Source organism: Streptomyces sp. ISL-99 (assembly GCF_018614005.1).
Classification (GTDB): Bacteria; Actinomycetota; Actinomycetes; order Streptomycetales; family Streptomycetaceae; genus Streptomyces; species Streptomyces flavidovirens.
Genome location: NZ_JAGGPC010000028.1, coordinates 75,738 through 99,425, shown reverse-complemented (window position 1 = coordinate 99,425; position 23,688 = coordinate 75,738). Strand labels below are relative to the sequence as shown.

Genomic DNA, 23,688 nt, shown 5'->3' with positions numbered 1-23,688 from the left:
GAGACAGTTCCGGGGGGCGGCTGGATCTTTGAGCGGGCCCGGGCTGCCGCTGGGCGCCCCCGGCGGGTAACCTCCCGCTCATGTCCCGCCATGTCGCGATCGTCACCGATTCAACGGCCTACCTGCCGCAGCAGACGATGGAGCGGCACGGCATCACAGCGGTGCCGCTGACCGTCGTCATCGGTGATCAGGCCCTCGAGGAGGGCACCGAGATCTCCGCCCGCTCGCTGGCCCTGGCCCTGCAGAAACGCCGGTCCGTGACGACGTCGAGGCCGAGCCCCGAGGTCTTCGCGGCGGCCTACCGCGCGGCGGCGGAAGCCGGCGCGACCGGCATCGTGTCGCTGCACCTGTCCTCCGAGTTCTCCGGCACGTACGACGCTGCCGTGCTCGCCGCGCAGGGCGCCCCGGTGCCGGTGCGGGTGGTGGACACCGGAATGGTCGCGATGGCGCTGGGCTTCTGCGCGCTGTCGGCGGCCGAGGTGGTCGAGGCGGGCGGCACGGTGGACGAGGCGGTGGCCGCGGCGGAGAAGCGCGCGGCGGGCATGTCGGCGTACTTCTACGTGGACACGCTGGACTATCTGCGCCGCGGCGGCCGCATCGGCGCGGCACAGGCGCTGCTGGGCTCCGCCCTCGCTGTGAAGCCGCTGCTGGAGCTGGACGGCGGCCGCATCGAGATGCTGGAGAAGGTACGTACTGCCTCCAAGGCGATCGCACGGCTTGAGGAGATCGTCGCCGAGCGGGCGGGCACGCGCCCCGTGGACATCGCGGTGCACCACCTGGCGGCTCCCGAGCGGGCCGAACGGCTGGCGGAGCGGCTGCGTGTCCGGGTCACCGGGCTGGCGGAGCTGCATGTCAGTGAGGTGGGGGCGGTGATCGGCGCGCATACGGGGCCGGGGCTGCTGGGCGTTGTGGTCGCGCCTCACTGACACTCCGGACACCCTCGTTGTGATGACGGAGATATCCACAACGGACTGCTTTTCCACGGGAATTGACCGTGATCAGCGGGAACGGGCGGATGTGCCTACCGTCTCGTGACATGGCTCTCCGATCACACCCACACTCACGCCCGCACTCACGCTCACTCCCACGTTCCGCGACCAGTGGACCGGGCCGTACCCCGGCCTCCGAGGCCCGGTCGGCTGATGTCCGGGCCCGCCATGGGCACGGCCGAAAGGGACGCCGCCTGCGCCGCGCGCTTCACGAATCCGCCGCGTCCGCGGCCTTACGCCGCCGCGCGGAGGCGCTCTTCGAAACCGTGCCACACAGCGGCATTCCGCCAACCACCACCGACCCCGCGGCTTCGCCTTCGCTCCCGGCGCCGGCCTCGGCTGCGGCTCGGGCTCCGGCTTCGCCTCCTGCTGCGGCCTCGGCCTTGGCCTCGGCTTCGCCTTCGGCGCCGGCTCCGGCGCCGGTCTCGGCTTCGCTCCCGACCTCGGCTCCGGCGTCGGCGCTCGCTCCCACAGGGGCAGGCAGCCCGCAGGCGGTGTCGGCTGTGCGGGCTGGGCCCTCCTCGGCGGCGGTGGCGCGTCCGGAGGCCGGGCCGGAGGTGTCGGTACGGGGCGCGGTAGCGGGCGGTGCGGAGGGTGGCGTATCGGCCCGTGGGGGTGGTTTGGGGCGGATGCGGGCGGCCGTGCGGGAACGGTTGCCGGTCTGGGTGCAGTCGCGGTGCGGGCTTGAACCCAAGACGCTGGCCGCGCTGGCCGTGGTCCTTGCCGTGGCCGTCGCCTTCGCCGCTCAGCACTTCTGGGCCGGGCGGCCACAGCCCGTACAGCCTCCGCAGGTTGTCGGCGAGGAACTGGCCGAAACGCGGCCGGAGCCGTCACCGGGGCCGCCTCCGACGGCAGTCGGCGGTGAGCCGGCCGGCCAGGGGCGCATCGTCGTGGACGTGAGCGGCAAGGTACGGCAGCCCGGCATCCACCGGCTGCCGGCCGGCTCGCGGGTCGCCGACGCGCTGCGGGCCGCGGGTGGAGTCAAGGCGGACGCGGACACCGCCGGGCTCAACCGGGCGCGCCTGCTCATGGACGGCGAGCAGGTGGTCGTGGGGGTTCCCGCGCCATCCGGGACCACCGGAGCGGTTGCCGGCGGCAGCAGCGGTGCCGCCGCGGCGGCCGGTGGGCCCGCGGGCCCGGTCGGCCTGAACGCCGCCACCGCCGAGCAGTTGGAGACGCTGCCCGGGGTCGGTCCCGTACTGGCACAGCACATCATCGACTACCGGACCGAGCACGGTGGGTTCCGCTCGGTCGACGAGCTCCGCGAGGTCAAGGGGATCGGCGACCGCCGGTTCGCGGATCTACAGCCCCTCGTACGGCCATGACGCGCCCGGCGGTTCACGTCGCGTCCGGGCTTCGGCTGGGCGCCTCCGACCCCTGGCAGGAGGGGCCCGCGGACCTGCGCCTCGTACCGCCCGCGCTGGCGGCGTGGGTCGCGGCCGCCGTGGCGGTGGGGACGTCGGGCCGCTGGGCGGCCGGGCTGGCGGTGGTGTGCGTGGGCGTGGCGGCCGCGCTGCTGCTGGTCAGGGCGTTGCGGGAGGGGCGGGGGACTGAGGTCCGGCGCGGACTGAGCGTCACCGCCCTCGCCGCCGCGTTGCTGTGCGCGGCCGCGGGCGCCACCTCGGCCGGGCTGCACGCGGCCGATCTCCACCGTGGCCCCGTGCCGGACCTGGCGCGCCAGTACGCGCAGGTCACGGCCGAGCTGACGGTCACCTCGGACGCCCGCACCACCCGGCCGGCGGTGCGCGGTGACCACACGCTGCCGAGGTCGCTCGTGCTCAACGCCGACATCACACGCGTCACACCGGGCGCCCGCGACACCGGACCCGACCGGGCGTCGACCCACGTCCGTACGCCGGTCCTGGTGATCGCACCGGCCCGTGGGCCGGCGGTGTCCCGGTGGCAGCGGCTGCTGCCGTCCACCGGGCTGCGGCTCACGGCGCGACTCGCACCGCCAATGCACGGCGGTGGCGGTGAACGCGTCGCCGCAGTGGTGCGGGTGCCCGACGGTGAACCCCCGGAGATCGTCCGCGCCCCGACTGCCGTACAGCGCACGGCCGGTGGTCTCAGGTCCGGCCTGCGCGAGGCGACCGACGGGCTCGCCCCGGACGCGCGAGCACTGTTGCCGGGGCTGGTCGTCGGCGACACCTCAAGGGTGTCGCCCGAACTGCAGGAGGCCTTCGAGGCCACCGACCTCACGCACCTCCTCGCCGTATCAGGGAGCAACCTCACCATCATCCTGATTCTGCTGATCGGGCCACCAGGCACGGCGCTGCGCGCTGAACGGGGAGGGCTCGCCCCGCGTCTCGGCATCCCCCTGCGGGCGACGGCGCTGCTCGGCGGGGCGCTCACGCTCGCCTTCGTCGTCGTGTGCCGACCCGAGCCGAGTGTGCTGCGGGCCGCGGCCTGCGGGCTCATCACGCTGCTCGCCATCGGCACGGGCCGCCGCAGGCAGCTGATTCCCGCCCTGGCCGCCGCCGTCCTGCTGCTGGTCCTGTACGACCCGTGGCTGGCCCGCAGTTACGGCTTTCTGCTCTCCGTACTGGCCACCGGCGCCCTCCTCACCATCGGGCCGCGCTGGAGGGCCGCGCTGCGACGGCGCGGTGTGCCGCCGAGACTCGCGGAGGTGCTGGCCGCGGCAGCCGCCGCCCAGGCGGTGTGCGCGCCCGTTGTCGCGATGATGGCGGCCAGGGTGAGCCTGGTGGCGATCCCCTGCAACCTGCTTGCCGAGTTCGCGGTGGCTCCCGCGACGGTGCTCGGGTTCGCGGCCCTGGCCGCGGCTCCGGTGGCGATGCCCGTCGCCGAGCTGCTGGCCCGGTGCGCGGGCTGGCCGGCCGGATGGATCGCTTCCGTCGCCCGCACCGGGTCCGCGCTGCCCGGCGCGGAGGTCGACTGGCCGGGCGGGTGGCGTGGCGGGCTGTTGCTGGCGGGCGTGACAGCGGTGGCCGTGTTCGCAGCCCGCCGGCTGCTGCGCCACCCGTGGCTGAGCGCGGCCTGCGCGCTGCTCCTGGTGCTCGCGATCCTGCGGCCGGCGCCGCTCACCCGGATCGTCACCGGGTGGCCGCCGCCGCGCTGGAAGTTCGCCATGTGCGACATCGGCCAGGGAGACGCGTCCGTCCTCGCGGCGGGCGAGGGAACGGCCGTTGTCGTGGACGCGGGGCCGGACCCGCAGCGCGTCGACCGCTGCCTGCGCGCGCTCGGCGTCACCCGCGTACCGCTCGTCCTGCTCACCCACTTCCACGCCGACCACGTGGCGGGTCTGCCGGGTGTGCTGCGTGGCCGGGCAGTGGGCGAGATCCGGACGACGACGCTTCAGGAGCCCTTGGAGCAGAGCGTGTTCGTACGCAGGGCCGCGGCTGCCGCGCGCGTGCCGTTACTGGAGACGGCGCCGGGGGAGCATCGCCGGATCGGGCCGCTCTCCTGGCGGGCCCTGTGGCCGCCACCGCCGTCGTCCACGGTCCCCGAAGGGCCGAACGACGCCAGCGTCACGCTCCTCGTTCGCTCCGGTGCCCTGACCCTGTTGCTCCTGGGCGACCTCGAACCCCCGGCCCAGCAAGCCCTGCTGAGGGCCCATCCGATACTCCCGCCCGTGGATGTCCTGAAGGTCGCCCACCACGGCTCGGCCTACCAGGATCCCGCCCTGCTCGCCCGCGCCCGCCCCCGGCTGGCCCTGGTCAGCTGTGGCCGGGACAACCCGTACGGCCACCCCTCTCCCCGCACGCTCACCGCACTCCGCACGGGCGGGGCCACGGTGCTGCGCACGGACACGGACGGGGCGATCGCGGTGACGGGGTCGGGGCCCGGCCTGCGTGCGGTGCCGGCGGGGCGGGACGCCGTATGAGGCAGACGGACCGGACGTGCCTTAGACGAGCCAGTCGCCGTCCCGCATCAGATCGCGCTCGGCCAGTTCGTTCTCCTCGCGCCACGCCTTCACGGTTCGCGGGGTGACGCGGAGGTACACCCAGGGCTTCCGGTCGCGCGGGTCCCAGCCCAGCTTCGCCGTGAAGGCGTCGGCCGACTCCGTCGCCAGCTCCGTGCCCTCCACCGGCTCGGCGGCTCCCTCGATGAGCACCACGTCCCTGGTGTGGCCGAGGGAGACCCGTGCCTCCCCGGCCGGGGTCAGGTTCCGTGCCGTGGGGTTGGTCCGCCGGGTGCACATCAGGAGCGTGTCGCGGTCCCAGACGAACGACAGCGGCACCAGGCACGGCTCACCGTCCGGCGATGCCGTGGCGACCCAGAGGTCGTCGTCCTTCGCCAGCCGGTCGAGTACGTCCTGCTTGCGCTGCTCACGGGTGCGCGCCGGTTCCGTGGTCGTCATGCCCGCACGCTATCGACGGCTCACCCCCGCGCGCCTCGGGCAACCGGCCTAGGACCCCGCCCAGAACCGACCTAGGACCCACCTAAGACCCACCTAGGACGGACATAGGACCGACCTAGGACCGACCCAGGACCAGCGGTCATGGCCGTTCGAGCCAGCCCTCGTACTCGCCGGCCAGCGCGTGCAGCGCGTCGGCGTCGAGCCGTCGGTTCGGGTCCTCGACCACGACCAGCCACTGCGCGTCCTCGGCGTCGTCCTCGCCGGACAGCGCGTCCCGTACGAGCTGTGGCTCGTCCACGGCTCCGAAGCGCTCGCAGACCTCCACGGCCACCTCCTCGGCGGCGTCCCGGTCGGGCAGTACGAGTACGTGTCTCACATCGCTCACCTGCCCATTCTCCAACACGGACGGGATCTGGAGGGACTGTCAGTGGGTCGTGGGATGCTGGACCACGATGGCCACCAGGAAGAATTCGACCGACGATCCGCTCGCCCCCCTCACCCTCGCCGTGGGGCAGGAGGACCTGCTGCTCGACCGCGCCGTGCAGCAGGTGGTGGCGGCCGCCCGCGCCGCCGACGCCGACACCGACGTACGCGACCTCACGCCCGACCAGTTGCAGCCCGGCACCCTCGCCGAGCTGACCAGCCCTTCGCTCTTCGCCGAGCGCAAAGTCGTCGTCGTGCGCAGCGCGCACGACCTCTCCGCCGACACGATCAAGGACGTGAAGGCCTACCTCGAAGCCCCGGCCGAGGAGATCACTCTCGTACTGCTCCATGCGGGTGGCGCCAAGGGCAAGGGGCTGCTCGACGCGGCGCGCAAGGCCGGGGCCCGCGAGGTCGCCTGTCCCAAGACCACCAAGCCCGCCGAGCGCCTGTCGTTCGTACGGTCGGAATTCCGCACGCTGGGCCGCTCGGCCACGCCCGAGGCGTGCCAGGCCCTCGTCGACTCCATCGGCAGTGACCTGCGCGAGCTGGCCAGTGCCGTGGCCCAGCTCGTCGCCGACGTCGAGGGGACCATCGACGAGGCGGTCGTCGGGCGGTACTACACGGGCCGCGCCGAGGCCTCCAGCTTCACGGTCGCCGACCGCGCGGTGGAGGGCCGGGCGGCCGAGGCCCTGGAGGCCCTGCGCTGGTCGCTGTCGACCGGCGTCGCGCCCGTCCTGATCACCAGCGCCCTGGCCCAGGGGGTCCGGGCCATCGGCAAGCTGTCCTCTGCCCGCGGCGGCCGCCCCGCCGACCTCGCCCGCGAGCTCGGCATGCCCCCGTGGAAGATCGACCGCGTACGGCAGCAGATGCGCGGCTGGACACCGGACGGTGTGGCGCTCGCGCTGCGGGCCGTCGCCGAGGCCGACGCCGGCGTCAAGGGCGGCGGCGACGACCCGGAGTACGCGCTGGAGAAGGCGGTCGTCACCGTCGCCCGCGCCGCCCGCCACCGGTAGCCCCCACGTCGCGACAGGAACGACAAAGGCCCCGGCCGCCGTCCTGGGGAGGACGGGCGGCCGGGGCCTTCGCGTGAAGCCCTGAAGCCTGTCAAAGCTTTGATGCGCCGCACCCGCGTGGCGAACGCAGGCCGCGTGCGGCGCGGAGGTGCCGGATCAGGAGCGGAAGAGAGGGCCCGCTGAGTCCCTACCGGCGGTCAAGCAGGTCAATCAAGTGAGCAGGTGAGTGCTCAGCCCTGGAGGGAGGCAACCTTGTGCGCCAGCGCCGACTTCTTGTTGGCGGCGGCGTTCTTGTGGATGACTCCCTTGGAGACTGCCTTGTCGAGCTTGCGGGAAGCCTCGCGGACGGCCACGGTGGCCTTCTCGAGGTCACCAGCGGTGACAGCCTCACGGGCCTTGCGGATCGACGTCTTGAGCGAGGACTTGACGGCCTTGTTGCGCAGGCGCGCCTTCTCGTTCGTCTTGTTCCGCTTGATCTGGGACTTGATGTTCGCCACGAAAGAGCCTCTACAGGTTCGTTGGATCTTCGATGAGTGTCCCGCCGGCCGGAGACCTGCTCCGAGGGTTGTGAGACACAGCTGCTCAGCGTACCAGCGGCCCGCCGCACGGCCCAAACCGAGGCCCGCCCGCCGTCCGTGGGACCATAGAAGCTACGTATCGATCCAACATCGCCCCGAGACGAGACCCTGCGTGCCCGCGACTCCTACACACGTGCCCGAGCCGAGCCGTACCGACCCGGCGCTGATCCGCAACTTCTGCATCATCGCGCACATCGACCACGGCAAGTCCACGCTCGCCGACCGGATGCTCCAGCTGACCGGTGTGGTCGACCAGCGGCAGATGCGTGCTCAGTATCTCGACCGTATGGACATCGAGCGCGAGCGCGGTATCACGATCAAGTCCCAGGCGGTACGGCTGCCCTGGGCGCCCAACGAGGGCCCGGACGTGGGGAACACCCACATCCTGAACATGATCGACACGCCTGGCCACGTGGACTTCACGTACGAGGTGTCGCGGTCGCTCGCCGCGTGCGAGGGCACGGTGCTCCTCGTCGACGCCGCCCAGGGCATCGAGGCGCAGACTCTCGCCAACCTCTACCTGGCGATGGAGAACAACCTCACGATCGTTCCGGTACTGAACAAGATCGACCTGCCGGCCGCCCAGCCGGAGAAGTTCTCCGAGGAGCTGGCCAACCTCATCGGGTGCCAGCCCGAGGACGTGCTCAAGGTCTCGGCGAAGACCGGCCTCGGCGTGGACGCGCTCCTCGACCGCGTCGTACGGGACATCCCGCCCCCGGTCGGCGACGCCGACGCGCCCGCCCGCGCGATGATCTTCGACTCGGTCTACGACTCGTACCGCGGCGTCGTCACCTATGTACGTGTCATCGACGGAGGGCTCAACAAGCGCGAGCGCATCCGGATGATGTCCACCAACGCGACCCACGAGCTGCTGGAGATCGGCGTCTCCTCTCCCGAGATGACGCCGTCCGACGGCATCGGCGTCGGCGAGGTCGGCTACATCATCACGGGCGTGAAGGACGTCCGTCAGTCCAAGGTCGGTGACACGATCACCTCCCTGCACAAGGGCGCCACCGAGGCCCTGGGCGGCTACAAGGACCCGAAGCCGATGGTCTTCTCGGGTCTGTATCCGCTGGACGGCTCGGAGTACCCCGACCTGCGTGAGGCGCTCGACAAGCTCCAGCTCAACGACGCCGCCCTGGTGTACGAGCCGGAGACCTCCGCGGCGCTCGGCTTCGGTTTCCGCGTCGGCTTCCTCGGCCTCCTGCACCTCGACGTGATCCGCGAGCGCCTGGAGCGCGAGTTCGGGCTCGACCTGATCGCCACGGCGCCCAACGTGGTCTACCGCGTCGTCATGGAGGACGGCAAGGAGCACACGGTCACCAACCCGAGCGAGTTCCCCGAGGGCAAGATCTCGGACGTGTACGAGCCGGTCGTACGGGCCACGATCCTCGCCCCCAGCGAGTTCATCGGCGCGATCATGGAGCTCTGCCAGACCCGCCGCGGCACGCTGCTGGGCATGGACTACCTCTCCGAGGACCGCGTCGAGATCCGCTACACCCTCCCGCTCGCGGAGATCGTCTTCGACTTCTTCGACCAGCTGAAGTCCAAGACGCGCGGTTACGCCTCCCTCGACTACGAGCCCACCGGCGAGCAGTCCGCGTCCCTCGTCAAGGTCGACATCCTGCTGCACGGCGACCGGGTCGACGCCTTCTCGGCCGTCACGCACAAGGACGCGGCGTACGCGTACGGCGTGCGGCTCGTGGCCAAGCTGCGCGAGCTCATCCCGCGCCAGGCCTTCGAGATCCCGATCCAGGCGGCCATCGGCTCCCGCGTCATCGCGCGCGAGACCATCCGCGCCATCCGCAAGGACGTCCTCGCCAAGTGTTACGGCGGTGACATCTCCCGTAAGCGGAAGCTGCTGGAGAAGCAGAAGGAAGGCAAGAAGCGGATGAAGATGGTCGGCAGCGTGGAGGTGCCGCAGGAGGCCTTCATCGCGGTGCTGTCCAGCGACGACTCCGGCGGCAAGAAGAAGTAGCCACGACACGCCGCAGCACGGAAAAAGCTTGCGAAGGCGCCCTCCGTACTCACGGACGGGCGCTTTCGCATGTGAGGAAACTGTGGTGGCGGGCGCTTCCGTTCCGTTATGAAGCCGCGCGCCGCAGCCTCTTACGCCCCGGGCCCTCGCGCTTTACTCTGATCACCACTCGAAGGTTACTCGCCAGTTAAATACCAGCCAGTCGTGCAGCAGCCGCAGGCCCGGAGGACGTCGTGAGCGACACACAGACCTTGATCGAGAACCGGCCGCCGTCGGTGGCGGCACTCTTCATTGAGCGCGTGGCCGCCACGCCCGATGCTGAGGCCTACCGGTACCCCGTACCGGCCGCCTCCGGGCAGGGCGCCGACGCCTGGAAGTCGCTGAGCTGGGGGCAGGCGGCCGAGCGCGTGTACGCCATCGCCGCCGGCCTGATCGACCTCGGCGTACAGCCGGAGGAGCGCGTCGCGCTCGCCTCCAACACGCGTGTCGAGTGGATCCTCGCGGACCTCGGCGTGATGTGCGCCGGCGCCGCCACGACGACGGTCTACCCCTCGACCAACGCCGAGGAGTCGGCGTACATCCTGGCCGACTCCGAGAGCCGGTTGCTGATCGCCGAGGACGCGTCGCAGCTCGCCAAGGCGCGTGAGCGGCGGGCCGATCTGCCGAACCTCGCCCACGTCGTCGTCATCGACGCCACGGGTGTCGAGCCGGCCGAGGACGACCCCGAGGGCTGGGTGCTCACGCTCGCCGACCTGGAGGCGCGCGGCGCGGCGTACCTGGAGAAGCACCCGCGGGCCGTCGCCGAGCGGGTGGAGGCCATCACCGCCGACCAGCTCGCGACGCTCATCTACACCTCGGGCACCACCGGGCGCCCCAAGGGCGTACGGCTGCCGCACGACTGCTGGTCGTACATGGCGAAGGCCACGGTGGCGACCGGTCTGATCAGCGCGACGGACGTGCAGTACCTCTGGCTGCCGCTCGCGCACGTCTTCGGCAAGGTGCTGACCTCCGGGCAGATCGAGGCCGGGCACGTCACCGCCGTGGACGGCCGGGTCGACAAGATCATCGAGAACCTGCCGGTGGTCCAGCCGACCTACATGGCCGCCGTGCCCCGCATCTTCGAGAAGGTCTACAACGGCGTCGCGGCCAAGGCGCGGGCCGGCGGCGGAGCGAAGTACAAGATCTTCCAGTGGGCCGCCGAGGTCGCCCGCGAGTACGCCAAGGTCTCGCAGGACAACTTCCGCCGCACCGGCACCGCCTCCGCGCCCTTCGCGCTGACCGCCAAGCACAAGGTCGCCGACGCGCTCGTCTACGCCAAGATCCGCGAAGCGTTCGGCGGACGGCTGCGTGCCTGCGTCTCCGGCTCGGCGGCGCTCGCCCCCGACATCGGCTTCTTCTTCTCCGGCGCCGGCATCCACATCCTGGAGGGGTACGGGCTCACCGAGTCCAGCGCCGCCTCCTTCGTGAACCCCGGCGAGGCGTACCGCACCGGCACGGTCGGCAAGCCGCTCCCCGGCACCGAGGTGCGCATCGCGGACGACGGCGAGATCCTGCTGCGCGGCCCCGGCATCATGCAGGGCTACCACGGGCTGCCCGAGAAGACCGCCGAAGTGCTGGAGCCGGACGGCTGGTTGCACACCGGCGACATCGGCGAGCTGTCGGTGGACGGCTACCTGCGCATCACGGACCGCAAGAAGGACCTGATCAAGACGTCGGGCGGCAAGTACATCGCACCGGCCGAGGTCGAGGGCCAGTTCAAGGCCGTGTGCCCGTTCGTCTCCAACATCCTGGTGCACGGCGCGGACCGTAACTTCTGCACGGCGCTGATCGCGCTCGACGAGCCGACGATCCTGGGCTGGGCCAAGGACAACGGGCTTGAGGGCAAGTCGTACGCCGAGGTCGTCGCGTCCAAGAAGTCCGAGGAGCTCATCGAGGGCTATGTGAAGCGGCTCAACGAGGGGCTGCAGCGCTGGCAGACGATCAAGAAGTTCCGGCTGCTGCCCCGCGACCTGGACATCGAGCACGGTGAGCTGACGCCGAGCCTCAAGCTCAAGCGGCCCGTCGTCGAGCGCGAGTACAAGCACCTCATCGAGGAGATGTACGCCGGATCACGCGAGGCGTAGGAAGCGAGGTCGCGGGCGGGGCCTGAACCGGCTCCGCCCGCGCGGCACTCCAGGCATCCCCAGGCACCCCACGCACTCCAGGCACGCCAGGACTCGTTACGACCACTTCGGTGACTCCGTGCTTATGGGCGGCGTCCGTCTGTCACTCTGTTCCATGTCGCCGGCGGCGTAAGCAGAGACGGACGGGGAGCCGCACCATGGGGTCCATTCCGAGGCAGCGGAAGGCTACTTTCCGCTCAACGCACCTGCCGGTCGGGCTGCCTGACCCGCACTCGGCCGCCTGGACCAGCCTGCCCGGGAACCCTCTCGCGCCGGCCGCCGCGCGGCGCTTCGTCCGGGCCGCGCTCGCCGAATGGACCGGGCTCGGGCTGCCGGGCGCCGACGGCTTCACCGACCGGGTCGCGGACGACGCCGTGATCCTGGTCAACGAACTGGTGACCAACGCGGTCGTCCACGCGGGCACCAACGTCGAATTGGTGTGCCACCTGGAGGAGGCGACGGAGGACGACCCGGCCGCCCTGGTCGTCGAGGTCTCCGACCACCACCCCGCCCGCGTCGTACGGAACGAACCCGGCGGATCGGCGGCGACCGGCAGTCACGAGTTCGGGCGCGGCCTGCACCTCGTCGCCGCCCTCTCCGCGTGCTGGGGCGTCACCTACCGCACCGGCCTCAAGACCGTCTGGGCCCGGATCGCGATCGAAGGCGTACTGCCGGCCGTGTCCCCCGGACCGGCCGCCGACGCCGAGCAGGCGCTGCAGCGCGGGCTGCGCGCCGCCGAGATCCTCGCGCCCGTGCCCCGGCGGAGCGCGCGCGAGTACGACAGCGACTGGATCAACCGGGGCGCGCTGTCCTTCCTCGCCGAGGCGTCGGACCTGCTGACGGGCCAGTTCGACGAGGACATGATCGCGGCGCTCGCCGCGCAACTGCTGGTGCCGAGGCTGGCGGACTGGTGCGCGGTGTGGCTGGAGGAGGAGGGCGCGGCGCCGCGCCTCGCCCGCGTCTGGCACCAGCGCGAGTCCAGCGTCGAGGAACTGGGCAGGCACCTGGAGAAGGAGCCGCCGCCCGCACTGCCGGAGTCCGCGCGCGGCGGCCCCGTGCCGGTGCGGTGGCCGGGCGTGGCCGGTCCCGAGGAGGCTGACGGCCTCGACGGCACCGGCTCTGCCGAGGGCGTGGGCGGGATGGGTGGCATCGACGGTACCGACGGCCTTGACGTCATCGATGGCGCTGACCGCACGGAAGGTACCGACGGCAGTGACCGTACCGACGGCACCGACGGCACCGACGGCACCGACTGCGCCAACGGTGCTGCGGTCGCCTACCGGCTGATCGCGGGCGGGCGCGGGCTCGGGACGCTGATGCTGGGGCGGGCGGCGCTGACACGGTTCCCCGACGAAGTCACCGGCCTGGTCGAGGACTTCGTACGCCGGGTCGCGCTGGCCGTCGCCGCCGCCCGCCAGTACACCCGGCAGGCGAACATCAGCCATGTCCTCCAGCGGGCTCTGCTGCCGGGCCAGATGGCCGAGATCCCGGGCGTCGCGAAGGCCCTCGTGTACGAGCCGCGTGGGCAGGGCGTCGCGGGCGGCGACTTCTACGACGTCTTCCCGGGCGCGCCCGGCAGCTGGTCGTTCTCGCTCGGCGACGTCCAGGGCAACGGACCCGAGGCGGCGGTCGTCACCGGTCTCGTCCGGCCGTGGCTGCGGCTGCTCGCGCGCGAGGGCCGGGCGGTCGGCGAGGTACTGGGCCGGCTCAACGGGCTGCTGCTCGACGACGCGGTGGAAGCGGCGGAGGCGACGGCCAGGATGGCGGTGGTGTCGGCAGGGGCTTCCGGAGCTCCTGGCGCTCCGGTGGGCCCGCTCGCCCTGCGGGACGCGGCGCCGCAGCCCCGCTTCCTCTCGCTCCTGTACGGCGAACTCGTGCCGCTCCCGCCCGAGGACGGCGGCGGGGTGCGCTGCACGCTCGCCTGCGCGGGCCATCCGCTGCCTCTCGTCCTGCGGCCCGACGGCAGCGTACGGCCGGCCGCCGGCTCCCAGATGCTGCTGGGCGTCCTCGACGACGTGACGTACGAGAGCGAGACCTTCGTCCTCCAGGCGGGCGACACCCTGCTGTGCGTCACGGACGGCGTGACCGAGCGGCGCTCGGGACGGCGCATGTTCGACGACGCCGACGGGCTGGCGGCGGCGCTCGGGCGGTGCGTGGGGCTGAGCGCGCAGGGAGTCGCCGAACGGATCATGCGCGAGGTGCACGACTTCTCGCCGACGCCGCCCGACGACGACCTGGCGCTGCTGGTCCTCCAGGCATTCTGAGCAATCTGACCGGAGCTGTGACAATAGGTCTATGCCTTCAGTACTGCCCGACGGTGAGCCCATGCCCCACGACGGGGCGCTGCCCGCGCATGCCCTGGCCGGCGCGGCGGAGCGGCCGCTCGGCTTCTACCTGCACGTTCCGTATTGCGCGACGCGCTGCGGCTACTGCGACTTCAACACCTACACGGCGACCGAGCTGCGCGGCTCGGGCGGTGCGCTGGCCTCGCGCGACAACTACGCGGACACGCTCATGGAGGAGGTCCGCCTGGCCCGCAAGGTCCTCGGCGACGACCCCCGCCCGGTACGGACGGTCTTCGTGGGCGGCGGTACGCCGACGCTGCTGGCGGCGGGTGATCTCGTACGGATGCTGGGGGCGATCCGGGACGAGTTCGGGATCGCGGACGACGCGGAGGTCACGACGGAGGCGAATCCGGAGTCGGTGAATCCGGCGTATTTGGAGGAGCTGCGGGCCGGGGGATTCAACCGGGTGTCGTTCGGGATGCAGAGCGCGAAGCAGCACGTGCTGAAGATCCTGGACCGTACGCACACGCCCGGGCGGCCGGAGGCGTGCGTCGCGGAGGCGCGCGCGGCGGGCTTCGAGCACGTAAACCTCGACTTGATCTACGGCACGCCGGGGGAGTCCGACGCGGACTGGCAGGCGTCGCTGGACGCGGCGATCGGGGCAGGCCCCGACCACGTGAGCGCTTATGCCCTGATCGTGGAGGAGGGGACGCAGCTGGCGCGGCGGATCCGGCGGGGCGAGGTGCCGATGACGGACGACGACGTGCACGCCGACCGGTACCTGATGACGGAGTCCGCGCTGTCGGCGGCGGGTTTCGAGTGGTACGAGGTGTCGAACTGGGCGACTTCGGACGCGGCGCGGTGCCTGCACAACGAGCTGTACTGGCGCGGGGCGGACTGGTGGGGCGCGGGTCCCGGTGCCCACAGCCATGTGGGCGGGGTGCGGTGGTGGAACGTCAAGCACCCGGGTGCGTACGCGCAGGCGCTGGGGGACGGGCGCTCGCCCGGGGCCGGGCGCGAGGTGCTCCCGGCCGAGGACCGGCGCGTGGAGCGCATCCTGCTGGAGCTGCGGCTCGCGGACGGCTGCCCGCTGTCGCTGCTGGCCCCCGCGGGCCTGGCGGCGGCGGAGCGTGCGCTGGCGGACGGGCTGCTGGCGGACGAGCCGTTCGCTGCCGGGCGGGCGGTTCTGACGCTGCGGGGGCGGCTGCTGGCGGACGCGGTGGTCCGGGACCTGGTGGACTGACCGGGGGGCATGGGTGCGGGTGCGGGGTGCGCTGCGCGGGGCTTTCCCCTACCCGCCCCTTCCCGAAACTGGGGGCAAGCCCCCAGGCCCCCGGACGCCCTTCGGGCGTGTCCTCAAACGCCGGACGGACTGGGGGTGTGTTGAGGCGCTGCCCAGACCCCGCTCCTCAAACCCCAGCCGGCGCCGTAACGAAGTCGATCAGCTCCTCCACCCGCCCCAGCAGCGCCGGCTCCAGGTCCCTGTACGAGTGGACCGACGCCAGGATGCGCTGCCACGCCGCCCCCGTGTTCTCCGGCCAGCCCAGCGACCGGCACACGCCCGTCTTCCAGTCCTGGCCACGCGGGACCCTCGGCCAGGCGCGGATACCCACCGCGGACGGCTTCACCGCCTCCCACACGTCGATGTACGGGTGGCCGACGACCAAGACGCTCGCGTCCGTGACCTGGGCGGCGATGCGGGACTCCTTCGAGCCCGGGACCAGGTGGTCGACCAGGACGCCCAGGCGCGCGTCGGGGGCCGGGGAGAAGTCCGCGACGATCGCGGGAAGGTCGTCGATGCCCTCCAGGTATTCGACGACCACGCCCTCGATACGGAGGTCGTCGCCCCACACCCGCTCGACCAGTTCCGCGTCGTGGCGCCCCTCGACGTAGATCCGCCCCGCACGCGCGACCCGCGCCCGCGCCCCCGGCACGGCCACCGAGCCCGACGCCGTAAGGGCGGGACGCGGCGCCGCGGCGGGAGCCGGCCGTACCAGGGTGACGACGCGGCCCTCCAGCAGGAAGCCGCGCGGCTCCATCGGGAACACCCGGTGCTTCCCGAAGCGGTCCTCCAGGGTCACGACCGGCCCCTGCGCCGTCTTCTCGCTCCGGATCACCGCACCGCAGAAACCGGTGGTGACCTCCTCCACGACCAGATCGGCCTCGGCCGGAACCTCGGGAACGGGAGCGGTCTTCTTCCAGGGCGGGGTGAGATCCGGCCCGTACTGTCGGCTGCGCATTCCGCCGACGATAGCCCTGCCCCCACGTCACGACACGTCGAATCGCGCCGCCAGAGCGTCCCGCTGCGCCCGGACGTACGCCGCGTCCACCACCGCCCCGTGCCCCGGCACGTACGCCGCGTTCTCGCCGCCCAGCGCCAGCAGCCGGTCCAGGGCCGCCGGCCAGCTGGACGGGTGGGCGTCCGGGCCGGCCTGGGGGGTGCCCGACTCCTCCACCAGGTCACCGCAGAAGACGACCTCGGGGCTGCCCGGCACCAGCACCGCCAGGTCGTGGCCACTGTGGCCGGGGCCGACGTTCGCGAGCAGCACCTGGCGGCCGCCGCCCAGGTCCAGCGTCCACTCGCCGCACACCAGGTGGTGCGGCGCGACCAGCACGTCCGCCGCCTCCGCCGCCGCGTCCCGCTCCACCCCGTGCCGCACCGCGTCGTCCCGCAGCGCGTCGCGGTCCCGCCGCAGCAGGTCGTCGATGCCGACCGCCCCGTAGACCTCGGTGCCCGCGAACGCCGCCGTACCCATCACGTGATCGAAATGGGGGTGGGTGAGGGCGATGTGCGTCACTCTCCGGCCGGGGCCGAGGAGCCGCTGCGCCTGCGCCCGCAGCTCCGCTCCCTCGCGCAGCGTCGCCCCCGTGTCGATCATCAGCGCCCCGCCGTCGCCCCCTGCCGCCAGGCCCACCGTCGCGTCCCAGACGGGCATACGGCGCCGCCCCACCCCCGGTGCGAGCCGTTCCCAGCCTGCCTCTTCCCAACTGACGTTCATACCGCGACGCTAGCCCCATCCGTCGCGCTCCCGCCCGCTGAACAGGGCCGTCGCGCGGCGACTGGTGCGACAACGTGACCGGCCGCCCTTGCTAGGGGCGTACCCGCCCGCCGTACACTGGGCCGGGGACTGCTGGCACTCCCCCGCGGTGAGTGCCAGGGCGAGTGCCAGGCAGAAGCCGGAAGACCGACCAGCTGGAGGTGGTGCGCGATGCTCAGCGAACGCAGACTTGAGGTGTTGCGCGCCATCGTTCAGGACTATGTGGGCACCGAGGAGCCCGTCGGCTCCAAGGCGCTCACCGAGCGGCACAAGCTCGGCGTCTCGCCGGCCACCGTCCGCAACGACATGGCCGCCCTGGAGGACGAGGGCTTCATCGCCCAGCCTCATACGAGCGCCGGGCGCATCCCGACGGACAAGGGCTACCGCCTGTTCGTCGACAAGCTCGCGGGCGTCAAGCCCCTGTCGTCGCCCGAGCGCCGCGCCATCCAGAACTTCATGGACGGGGCGGTCGACCTCGACGACGTCGTGGCCCGTACGGTGCGGCTGCTCGCGCAGCTGACCCGGCAGGTCGCCGTCGTGCAGTACCCCTCGCTGACCCGGTCGACGGTCCGGCATGTGGAACTTCTCTCGCTGGCTCCCGCCCGCCTGATGCTCGTGCTCATCACGGACACCGGACGGGTCGAGCAGCGCATGGTCGACTGCCCCGCTCCCTTCGGCGAGACGTCCCTGGCGGACCTGCGCGCCCGGCTCAACAGCCGGGTCGTTGGACGCCGCTTCGCGGACGTACCGCAGCTGGTGCAGGACCTTCCCGAGTCCTTCGACAAGGAGGACCGGGGGACCGTTTCGACGGTTCTGTCCACCCTCCTGGAGACTCTGGTCGAGGAGACCGAGGAGCGGCTGATGATCGGCGGCACCGCCAATCTGACCCGCTTCGGGCATGATTTCCCCCTCACCATCCGGCCGGTGCTGGAGGCGCTGGAGGAGCAGGTCGTGCTCCTCAAGCTGCTCGGTGAGGCAACGGACTCGGGCATGACCGTACGAATCGGGCACGAGAATGCCCATGAAGGGCTCAGCTCCACGTCCGTCGTCGCAGTCGGCTACGGTTCGGGCGACGAAGCAGTCGCGAAACTCGGCGTGGTCGGACCGACCCGCATGGACTACCCCGGAACGATGGGAGCGGTACGCGCAGTGGCACGTTACGTCGGACAGATCCTGGCGGAGTCGTAAGTGGCCACCGACTATTACGCCGTACTAGGCGTACGCCGCGACGCTTCCCAGGACGAGATCAAGAAGGCATTCCGGCGGCTGGCGCGTGAGCTCCACCCGGACGTGAATCCCGATCCCAAGACGCAAGAGCGCTTCAAGGAGATCAACGCCGCGTACGAGGTGTTGTCGGACCCGCAGAAGAAGCAGGTCTACGACCTCGGCGGCGACCCCCTCTCGCAGGCGGGCGGCGGAGCCGGCGGCTTCGGCCAGGGCGGCTTCGGCAACTTCTCGGACATCATGGACGCGTTCTTCGGTACGGCGTCGCAGCGCGGCCCGAGGTCGCGCACGCGGCGCGGCCAGGACGCGATGATCCGGCTGGAGATCGACCTCAACGAGGCGGCCTTCGGCACGACCAAGGACATCCAGGTCGACACGGCCGTCGTGTGTACGACGTGTTCGGGCGAGGGCGCCGCTCCCGGCACCTCCGCGCAGACCTGTGACATGTGCCGCGGCCGTGGCGAGGTCTCCCAGGTCACCCGGTCCTTCCTGGGCCAGGTCATGACCTCCCGCCCCTGCCCGCAGTGCCAGGGCTTCGGCACCGTCGTACCGACCCCGTGCCCGGAGTGCGCCGGTGACGGGCGCGTGCGCTCGCGCCGGACGCTGACGGTCAAGATCCCGGCCGGTGTCGACAACGGCACCCGCATCCAGCTCGCGGGCGAAGGCGAGGTCGGCCCCGGCGGCGGACCCGCCGGTGACCTGTACGTCGAGATCCACGAGCTGCCGCACGCGGTGTTCCAGCGGCGCGGCGACGACCTGCACTGCACGGTCACCATCCCGATGACGGCGGCGGCGCTGGGCACGAAGTGTCCGCTGGAGACGCTCGACGGGGTGGAGGAGATCGACGTACGACCCGGCACGCAGTCCGGGCAGTCCATCCCGCTGCACGGGCGCGGTGTCACGCACCTGCGGGGCGGCGGCCGCGGTGACCTGATCGTGCACGTCGAGGTGCTGACCCCGTCGAAGATGGACCCGCAGCAGGAGGACCTGCTGCGCCAGCTCGCGAAGCTGCGCGGCGAGGAACGCCCGACGGGGCAGTTCCAGCCCGGTCAGCAGGGTCTGTTCTCGCGCTTGAAGGACGCCTTCAACGGGCGGTAGGCGGACGCCTGCGGGGAGGCGGAAGCCTCGATTCGGCGCAGTGCGGAGGGCATGAAACTATGCGTTCATGTCCTCCGCACTGACCGATCTTTGCCGTTATCCGATCGTGCAGGCCCCCATGGCGGGTGGCGCCTCCAGCCCTCAGCTCGTCGCTGCCGTCTCCGAAGCCGGTGCTCTCGGGTTCCTTGCCGCCGGTTACAAGACCGCTGACGGCATGTACGAGGAGATCAAGCAGCTGCGGGGCCTGACGAGCCGGCCGTTCGGCGTCAATCTCTTCATGCCGCAGCCGAGCCACGCCGACCCGGCCTCCGTGGAGGTCTACCGTCACCAGCTCGCCGGTGAGGCCGACTGGTACGACACCCCCCTCGGTGAGCCCGACAACTGCGCCGACGACGGCTACGAAGCCAAGCTGGCCATCCTCATCGACGACCCCGTCCCGGTCGTCTCCTTCACCTTCGGCTGCCCCACCCGGCCCGTGCTCGACGCCTTCGCGAAGGCCGGCACCCTCACCGTCGTGACCGTCACCACGCCCGAAGAGGCCCAGGTCGCGCAGTGGACCGGCGCCGACGTCGTGTGCGTACAGGGCGTCGAGGCCGGCGGCCACCAGGGAACGCACCGCGACGATCCCAAGAACGACGGCGCGGGCATAGGCCTGCTGTCCCTCGTGGCGCAGGTGCGCGAGACCGTGCAGCTGCCGATCATCGCGGCGGGCGGCGTGATGCGCGGCGCGCAGATCGCCGCGCTCCTCGCGCTCGGCGCGTCCGCGGCGCAGCTCGGCACGGCGTTCCTGGTGTGCCCCGAGTCCGGTGCGAACGTCCTGCACAAGCAGGCCATGACCAATCCGCTGTTCGTACGCACGGAACTCACCCGGGCGTTCTCCGGGCGCCCCGCCCGCGGCCTCGTCAACCGGTTCATGCGCGAGCACGGCCCGTACGCCCCCGCCGCCTACCCCCAGGTGCACCACATCACCTCCGGCCTGCGCAAGGCCGCGGCCAAGGCGGGCGACGCCCAGGGCATGGCGCTGTGGGCCGGGCAGGGGCACCGGATGGCGCGCGAGATGCCGGCCGGGCAGCTCGTCGAGGTCCTGGCGGCCGAGACCGACGCGGCGCTCGCGGCGCTGGCCCTGCGCGGCGCGGGTGGTGCCGCGTGACGGCGCCGGTGTTCGTCGTCGACGCCGTGCCGGGGAAGGGACAGTTCGTACTCGAAGGCCCCGAGGGGCGGCACGCCGTCTCGGTGCGGCGGCTGCACGCGGGGGAGCACGTCGTACTGACGGACGGGCGCGGCGCGGGCGCGGCGGCCGTGGTGCTGGCGGCCGAGGGCAAGGACCGGCTCGTCGTGGACGTGACTGATCTGACGGTGGAGCCGGAGCCGGCGCCGCGCATCACCGTCGTACAGGCGCTCCCCAAGGGCGACCGGGGCGAGGTGGCCGTCGAGACGATGACGGAGACCGGTGTCGACGCGATCGTGCCGTGGCAGGCGTCGCGCTGCATCACGCAGTGGCGCGGGGACCGGGGCGCGAAGTCCCTCGCCAAGTGGCGGGCCACGGCGCGCGAGGCGGGCAAGCAGTCGCGCAGGCTGCGCTTCCCCGAGGTCGCGGACGCGCTGACGACGAAGCAGGTCGGAGCGCTGCTGGCCACGGCGGACTTCGCGGCCGTACTGCACGAGGACCCGTCGGTGGGCAGCGAGGCGCTCGCCACCGCCGGGCTGCCGGAGACGGGCTCGATCGTGCTGGTCGTGGGGCCGGAGGGGGGCGTGTCGCCGGAGGAGCTCGCGGTCTTCGGCGAGGCGGGGGCGAAACCGTACCGGCTGGGGCGCAGTGTTCTGCGTACGTCGACTGCCGGGACGGCGGCGGCGGCGCTGCTGCTGGGCCGTACGGGCCGCTGGTCCTGACCTGCCCGGCCTGACCCACCGATCCGACCCGACCCGCCCGAGCTGTTTCCCGGAAAGGGCATCTCGATGGAACTCGCCCAGGTTCGTCTCCTCGTCTCCGACTTCCCCGCCTGTTACCGCTTCTACGGCGAAGTGCTGGGCCTGAAGCCCCAGTCGGGGTTCGAGAACGGTCCGTACGAGAAGTTCTCACCGGCTCTCGGGTCGGCCGGCATCGCTCTCCAGGACCGCGCCATGATGGCGGAGGTGCTCGGCGAGCTCGCCGACGATCCGGACGGCCACCGCTCGCTCGTGGTGCTGCGGGTCGACGACCTCGACCGGTACTGCGAGGAGATCACCGGGCGTGGGGCGGTGCTGGAGCACGGGCCCGCGCTGATGACGGAACGGATGCGGGCAGCGCACCTCAAGGACCCCGAGGGCAACCTCGTGGAGCTCCAGGAGTGGCTGCTGCTGGGCGGCTGACCTTTTCCGGGCCGGCCTTTCCCGCCGCGTGCGCCGCAAGTGTGACCGCAACTCGTCTTTTCCGCCTGCCGCCTCCGGTGGGAGGCTGCGCCCATGGTGGTTGCATTCAGGCGGACCCTGGCGGCGATCGGCCTCGCCGGTGCGGCGGTTGTGGGCATCTCGGCCTGCGAACCAGGGGCCGGCGGGATGAGTTCGGTGGCCGTCGCCATGACCACCGACCAGACCGGCACGCGCGCCCTTGAGCGTGCGGGCGTCGACGTGCGGTGGATGAGCTGTACGTCGACGGTCGGCGAGGGCGGCAAGGCCACCAACGGCACCCGCCCCGCCGCGGCGACCGGACCGAGCCGCAACGTCGCCTCCGTCGAGTGCGAGGGCGAGACAACGGACCGGCAGGACATCCGCATCGACGGCAAGGTGACCGAGGAGCGCGGCGGGCGGTGCGTGCACGGCGACCTGACGGCCAGGGTGGGCGAGCGGACCGTGTTCCGGGCGGACGTGCTCGGCGACTGTGACGCCGCGCCCACACGCACCCCCACCACCAGCGGCAACCCCACGCCTTCCGCCACGTACCGGCCGCCGGCGACCGTCACGGCCACCGTCACCGTCACCGTCACCGCCGCGCCTGACCCCCGTCCCGATCCCGGCCCCAGCTGTAGTTGCCCGCCCTCCAAGTGAGGGCGGCGCCGCAGACGTACGGGCTGGTGGGTGGGGGCAGTTGTGGGGTTCGCAGGCTTCGCCCATGCCCGACGGCTCTCCACGCACCTGCGCCGTGGCCTGGACGCAGCCGTCCACCGGATCAGCGGGCCCGTGCTCAAGGGGGCGCGGACCGGGAGGCGGATAGCATGCGGCCATACTTGATCGGTACAGCCTGATCGGCCTGATCAGCCGGAATTGAGGAGCCAGGACCATGGCGGGTGAACCCCAGGCAGACTGCCTGTTCTGCAAGATCGTCGCGGGGGAGGTGCCGGCGACGATCGTCCGTGAGACGGAGACGACCGTCGCGTTCCGCGACATCAACCCCCAGGCGCCGACGCACGTCCTGGTCATCCCCAAGGCGCACCACCGGGACGCCGCCGCGCTGGCCGTCGCCGAGCCGCAGATCCTCGCCGACGTACTCGCCGAGACAGGCAGGGTCGCCGCCGACGAGAAGGTCGACGGCACGGGCTACCGCGTCGTCTTCAACACGGGTACGGGCGCCGGCCAGACCGTCTTCCACGCGCACGCCCACGTCCTCGGCGGACGCGGCCTCAACTGGCCCCCCGGATAAGGCAGCGACCTGTGTCCGCACGAGAACTGGTGGTCCTCGGCACAGCCAGCCAGGTCCCCACCCGGCACCGCAACCACAACGGCTACCTCCTGCGCTGGGACGGCGAGGGCATCCTCTTCGATCCCGGCGAGGGCACCCAGCGCCAGATGCTGCGGGCCGGCGTGGCCGCGCACGACATCAACCGGATCTGCGTCACCCACTTCCACGGTGACCACTCGCTCGGCCTCGCCGGAGTGATCCAGCGCATCAACCTCGACCGCGTCCCGCACCCCGTCACCGCGCACTACCCGGCGAGCGGTCAGCGCTTCTTCGACCGGCTGCGGTACGCCACGGCCTACCGCGAGACGGTCCGGCTGACCGAAGCGCCGGTCGCCGCCGACGGGCCGCTGGCCACCGGGCCGTCGTACTCCCTCGACGCGTTCAGACTGTCGCACCCCGTCGAGTCGTACGGCTACCGGCTCACCGAGCCCGACGGACGCCGCATGCTGCCCGCGCTGCTCGACGAGCACGGGATCAAGGGGCCCGACGTCGGCCGCATCCAGCGCGACGAGCGGCTCGGCGGGGTCACGCTCGACCAGGTCAGCGAGGAGCGTCGCGGGCAGCGTTTCGCGTTCGTCATGGACACCAGGCTGTGCGACGGGGTGTACGCACTCGCCGAGGGCTGCGACATGCTCGTCATCGAGTCGACCTTCCTCGACGAGGAGGCGCTGCTGGCCGCCGAGCACGGTCACCTGACGGCCGGTCAGGCCGCCCGTGCCGCGCATGAAGCAGGCGTACGCCACCTGGTCCTCACCCACTTCTCGCAGCGCTACAACGATCCCGAGGCCTTCGAACGCCAGGCCCGCGACGCCGGTTTCGACGGCGAGCTGACCGTCGCCGCCGACCTGCTGCGGGTGCCTCTCCCCAAGCGCCACCCCCTGAAGCCCTGAGCTTCGCCCCGAACCCCCGCACGTCCTCGACGAGAAG

Annotated in this window: 21 protein-coding genes; 16 read left to right on the top strand and 5 right to left on the bottom strand. The window is 72.0% G+C overall.

Going from position 1 to position 23,688, the window contains the following annotated elements:
- Positions 1 to 80: 80 nt before the first annotated feature.
- The 3 genes from J7E91_RS17075 (at position 81) to J7E91_RS17065 (ending at position 4,830) form a co-directional block, all read left to right on the top strand.
- On the top strand, positions 81 to 926 hold the full coding sequence (locus J7E91_RS17075; RefSeq protein WP_214904949.1) for a DegV family protein: 846 nt from the start codon (positions 81 to 83) through the stop codon (positions 924 to 926).
- A 566-nt stretch (positions 927 to 1,492) separates the two neighbouring features.
- Complete coding sequence (locus tag J7E91_RS17070) at positions 1,493 to 2,314, top strand: helix-hairpin-helix domain-containing protein (RefSeq protein WP_374224728.1); 822 nt, start codon at positions 1,493 to 1,495, stop codon at positions 2,312 to 2,314.
- The gene (locus J7E91_RS17065; protein WP_214904941.1) at positions 2,311 to 4,830 is read left to right on the top strand and encodes a ComEC/Rec2 family competence protein; all 2,520 of its coding nucleotides are present in this window, start codon (positions 2,311 to 2,313) and stop codon (positions 4,828 to 4,830) included. Before J7E91_RS17070 ends, J7E91_RS17065 begins: the two co-directional genes overlap by 4 nt.
- A 21-nt stretch (positions 4,831 to 4,851) precedes the next feature.
- Here J7E91_RS17065 and J7E91_RS17060 read toward each other — a convergent pair whose 3' ends face one another.
- Both J7E91_RS17060 and J7E91_RS17055 read right to left on the bottom strand, forming a co-directional pair.
- Positions 4,852 to 5,307: a pyridoxamine 5'-phosphate oxidase family protein gene (locus J7E91_RS17060; RefSeq protein ID WP_214904938.1), complete on the bottom strand. Its 456-nt coding sequence runs from the start codon at positions 5,305 to 5,307 to the stop codon at positions 4,852 to 4,854.
- A gap of 139 nt (positions 5,308 to 5,446) precedes the next feature.
- Positions 5,447 to 5,692, bottom strand: a complete 246-nt coding sequence (locus tag J7E91_RS17055) for a hypothetical protein (protein WP_028813487.1) — start codon at positions 5,690 to 5,692, stop codon at positions 5,447 to 5,449.
- Positions 5,693 to 5,759: 67 nt separating this feature from the next.
- On the opposite strand from J7E91_RS17055, the gene holA reads away from it, so the two are divergent.
- A complete protein-coding gene (holA, locus tag J7E91_RS17050) occupies positions 5,760 to 6,743 on the top strand; it encodes a DNA polymerase III subunit delta (protein ID WP_214904935.1) in 984 nt (327 codons plus the stop codon).
- A gap of 230 nt (positions 6,744 to 6,973) precedes the next feature.
- Here the strand turns inward: holA and rpsT are convergent, their stop codons facing one another.
- Complete coding sequence (gene rpsT / locus J7E91_RS17045; RefSeq protein ID WP_028813489.1) at positions 6,974 to 7,240, bottom strand: 30S ribosomal protein S20; 267 nt, start codon at positions 7,238 to 7,240, stop codon at positions 6,974 to 6,976.
- A 193-nt stretch (positions 7,241 to 7,433) separates the two neighbouring features.
- On the opposite strand from rpsT, the gene lepA reads away from it, so the two are divergent.
- From lepA to hemW, 4 genes are all read left to right on the top strand, one after another.
- A complete protein-coding gene (lepA, locus tag J7E91_RS17040) occupies positions 7,434 to 9,299 on the top strand; it encodes a translation elongation factor 4 (protein ID WP_214904932.1) in 1,866 nt (621 codons plus the stop codon).
- 233 nt (positions 9,300 to 9,532) lie between these two features.
- Positions 9,533 to 11,422: a long-chain fatty acid--CoA ligase gene (locus J7E91_RS17035; protein ID WP_214904919.1), complete on the top strand. Its 1,890-nt coding sequence runs from the start codon at positions 9,533 to 9,535 to the stop codon at positions 11,420 to 11,422.
- Between the two features lie 197 nt (positions 11,423 to 11,619).
- A complete protein-coding gene (locus tag J7E91_RS17030; RefSeq protein ID WP_214904916.1) occupies positions 11,620 to 13,725 on the top strand; it encodes an ATP-binding SpoIIE family protein phosphatase in 2,106 nt (701 codons plus the stop codon).
- Between the two features lie 31 nt (positions 13,726 to 13,756).
- Positions 13,757 to 14,989 (top strand): radical SAM family heme chaperone HemW, encoded by a 1,233-nt coding sequence (gene hemW / locus J7E91_RS17025; RefSeq protein ID WP_214904913.1) that lies wholly within the window; start codon positions 13,757 to 13,759, stop codon positions 14,987 to 14,989.
- 166 nt (positions 14,990 to 15,155) lie between these two features.
- On the opposite strand, the gene J7E91_RS17020 is transcribed toward hemW, so the two are convergent.
- A complete protein-coding gene (locus J7E91_RS17020) occupies positions 15,156 to 15,986 on the bottom strand; it encodes a DUF3097 domain-containing protein (RefSeq protein WP_214904910.1) in 831 nt (276 codons plus the stop codon).
- Positions 15,987 to 16,013: 27 nt separating this feature from the next.
- On the bottom strand, positions 16,014 to 16,745 hold the full coding sequence (locus tag J7E91_RS17015; protein WP_214904906.1) for an MBL fold metallo-hydrolase: 732 nt from the start codon (positions 16,743 to 16,745) through the stop codon (positions 16,014 to 16,016).
- Between the two features lie 210 nt (positions 16,746 to 16,955).
- Between J7E91_RS17015 and hrcA the strand changes: the two genes are divergently transcribed.
- From hrcA to J7E91_RS16975, 8 genes are all read left to right on the top strand, one after another.
- Complete coding sequence (gene hrcA, locus J7E91_RS17010) at positions 16,956 to 17,972, top strand: heat-inducible transcriptional repressor HrcA (protein ID WP_214904903.1); 1,017 nt, start codon at positions 16,956 to 16,958, stop codon at positions 17,970 to 17,972.
- Positions 17,973 to 19,106, top strand: a complete 1,134-nt coding sequence (gene dnaJ, locus J7E91_RS17005; RefSeq protein WP_028813498.1) for a molecular chaperone DnaJ — start codon at positions 17,973 to 17,975, stop codon at positions 19,104 to 19,106. It abuts the gene before it with no gap.
- 67 nt (positions 19,107 to 19,173) lie between these two features.
- The gene (locus J7E91_RS17000; RefSeq protein WP_214904899.1) at positions 19,174 to 20,256 is read left to right on the top strand and encodes a nitronate monooxygenase; all 1,083 of its coding nucleotides are present in this window, start codon (positions 19,174 to 19,176) and stop codon (positions 20,254 to 20,256) included.
- The gene (locus J7E91_RS16995; RefSeq protein ID WP_214904896.1) at positions 20,253 to 20,996 is read left to right on the top strand and encodes a 16S rRNA (uracil(1498)-N(3))-methyltransferase; all 744 of its coding nucleotides are present in this window, start codon (positions 20,253 to 20,255) and stop codon (positions 20,994 to 20,996) included. Before J7E91_RS17000 ends, J7E91_RS16995 begins: the two co-directional genes overlap by 4 nt.
- A gap of 66 nt (positions 20,997 to 21,062) precedes the next feature.
- Positions 21,063 to 21,455 carry a VOC family protein gene (locus J7E91_RS16990; protein WP_214904893.1) on the top strand — a complete coding sequence of 131 codons (393 nt, stop codon included), beginning with the start codon at positions 21,063 to 21,065 and terminating at the stop codon, positions 21,453 to 21,455.
- A 93-nt stretch (positions 21,456 to 21,548) separates the two neighbouring features.
- Positions 21,549 to 22,130, top strand: coding sequence for a hypothetical protein (locus tag J7E91_RS16985; protein WP_214904889.1), 582 nt, complete (start codon positions 21,549 to 21,551; stop codon positions 22,128 to 22,130).
- Between the two features lie 232 nt (positions 22,131 to 22,362).
- Positions 22,363 to 22,722 carry a histidine triad nucleotide-binding protein gene (locus J7E91_RS16980; RefSeq protein WP_028813502.1) on the top strand — a complete coding sequence of 120 codons (360 nt, stop codon included), beginning with the start codon at positions 22,363 to 22,365 and terminating at the stop codon, positions 22,720 to 22,722.
- An 11-nt stretch (positions 22,723 to 22,733) separates the two neighbouring features.
- On the top strand, positions 22,734 to 23,651 hold the full coding sequence (locus tag J7E91_RS16975) for a ribonuclease Z (RefSeq protein WP_214904886.1): 918 nt from the start codon (positions 22,734 to 22,736) through the stop codon (positions 23,649 to 23,651).
- The last annotated feature ends 37 nt before the right edge of the window (positions 23,652 to 23,688 follow it).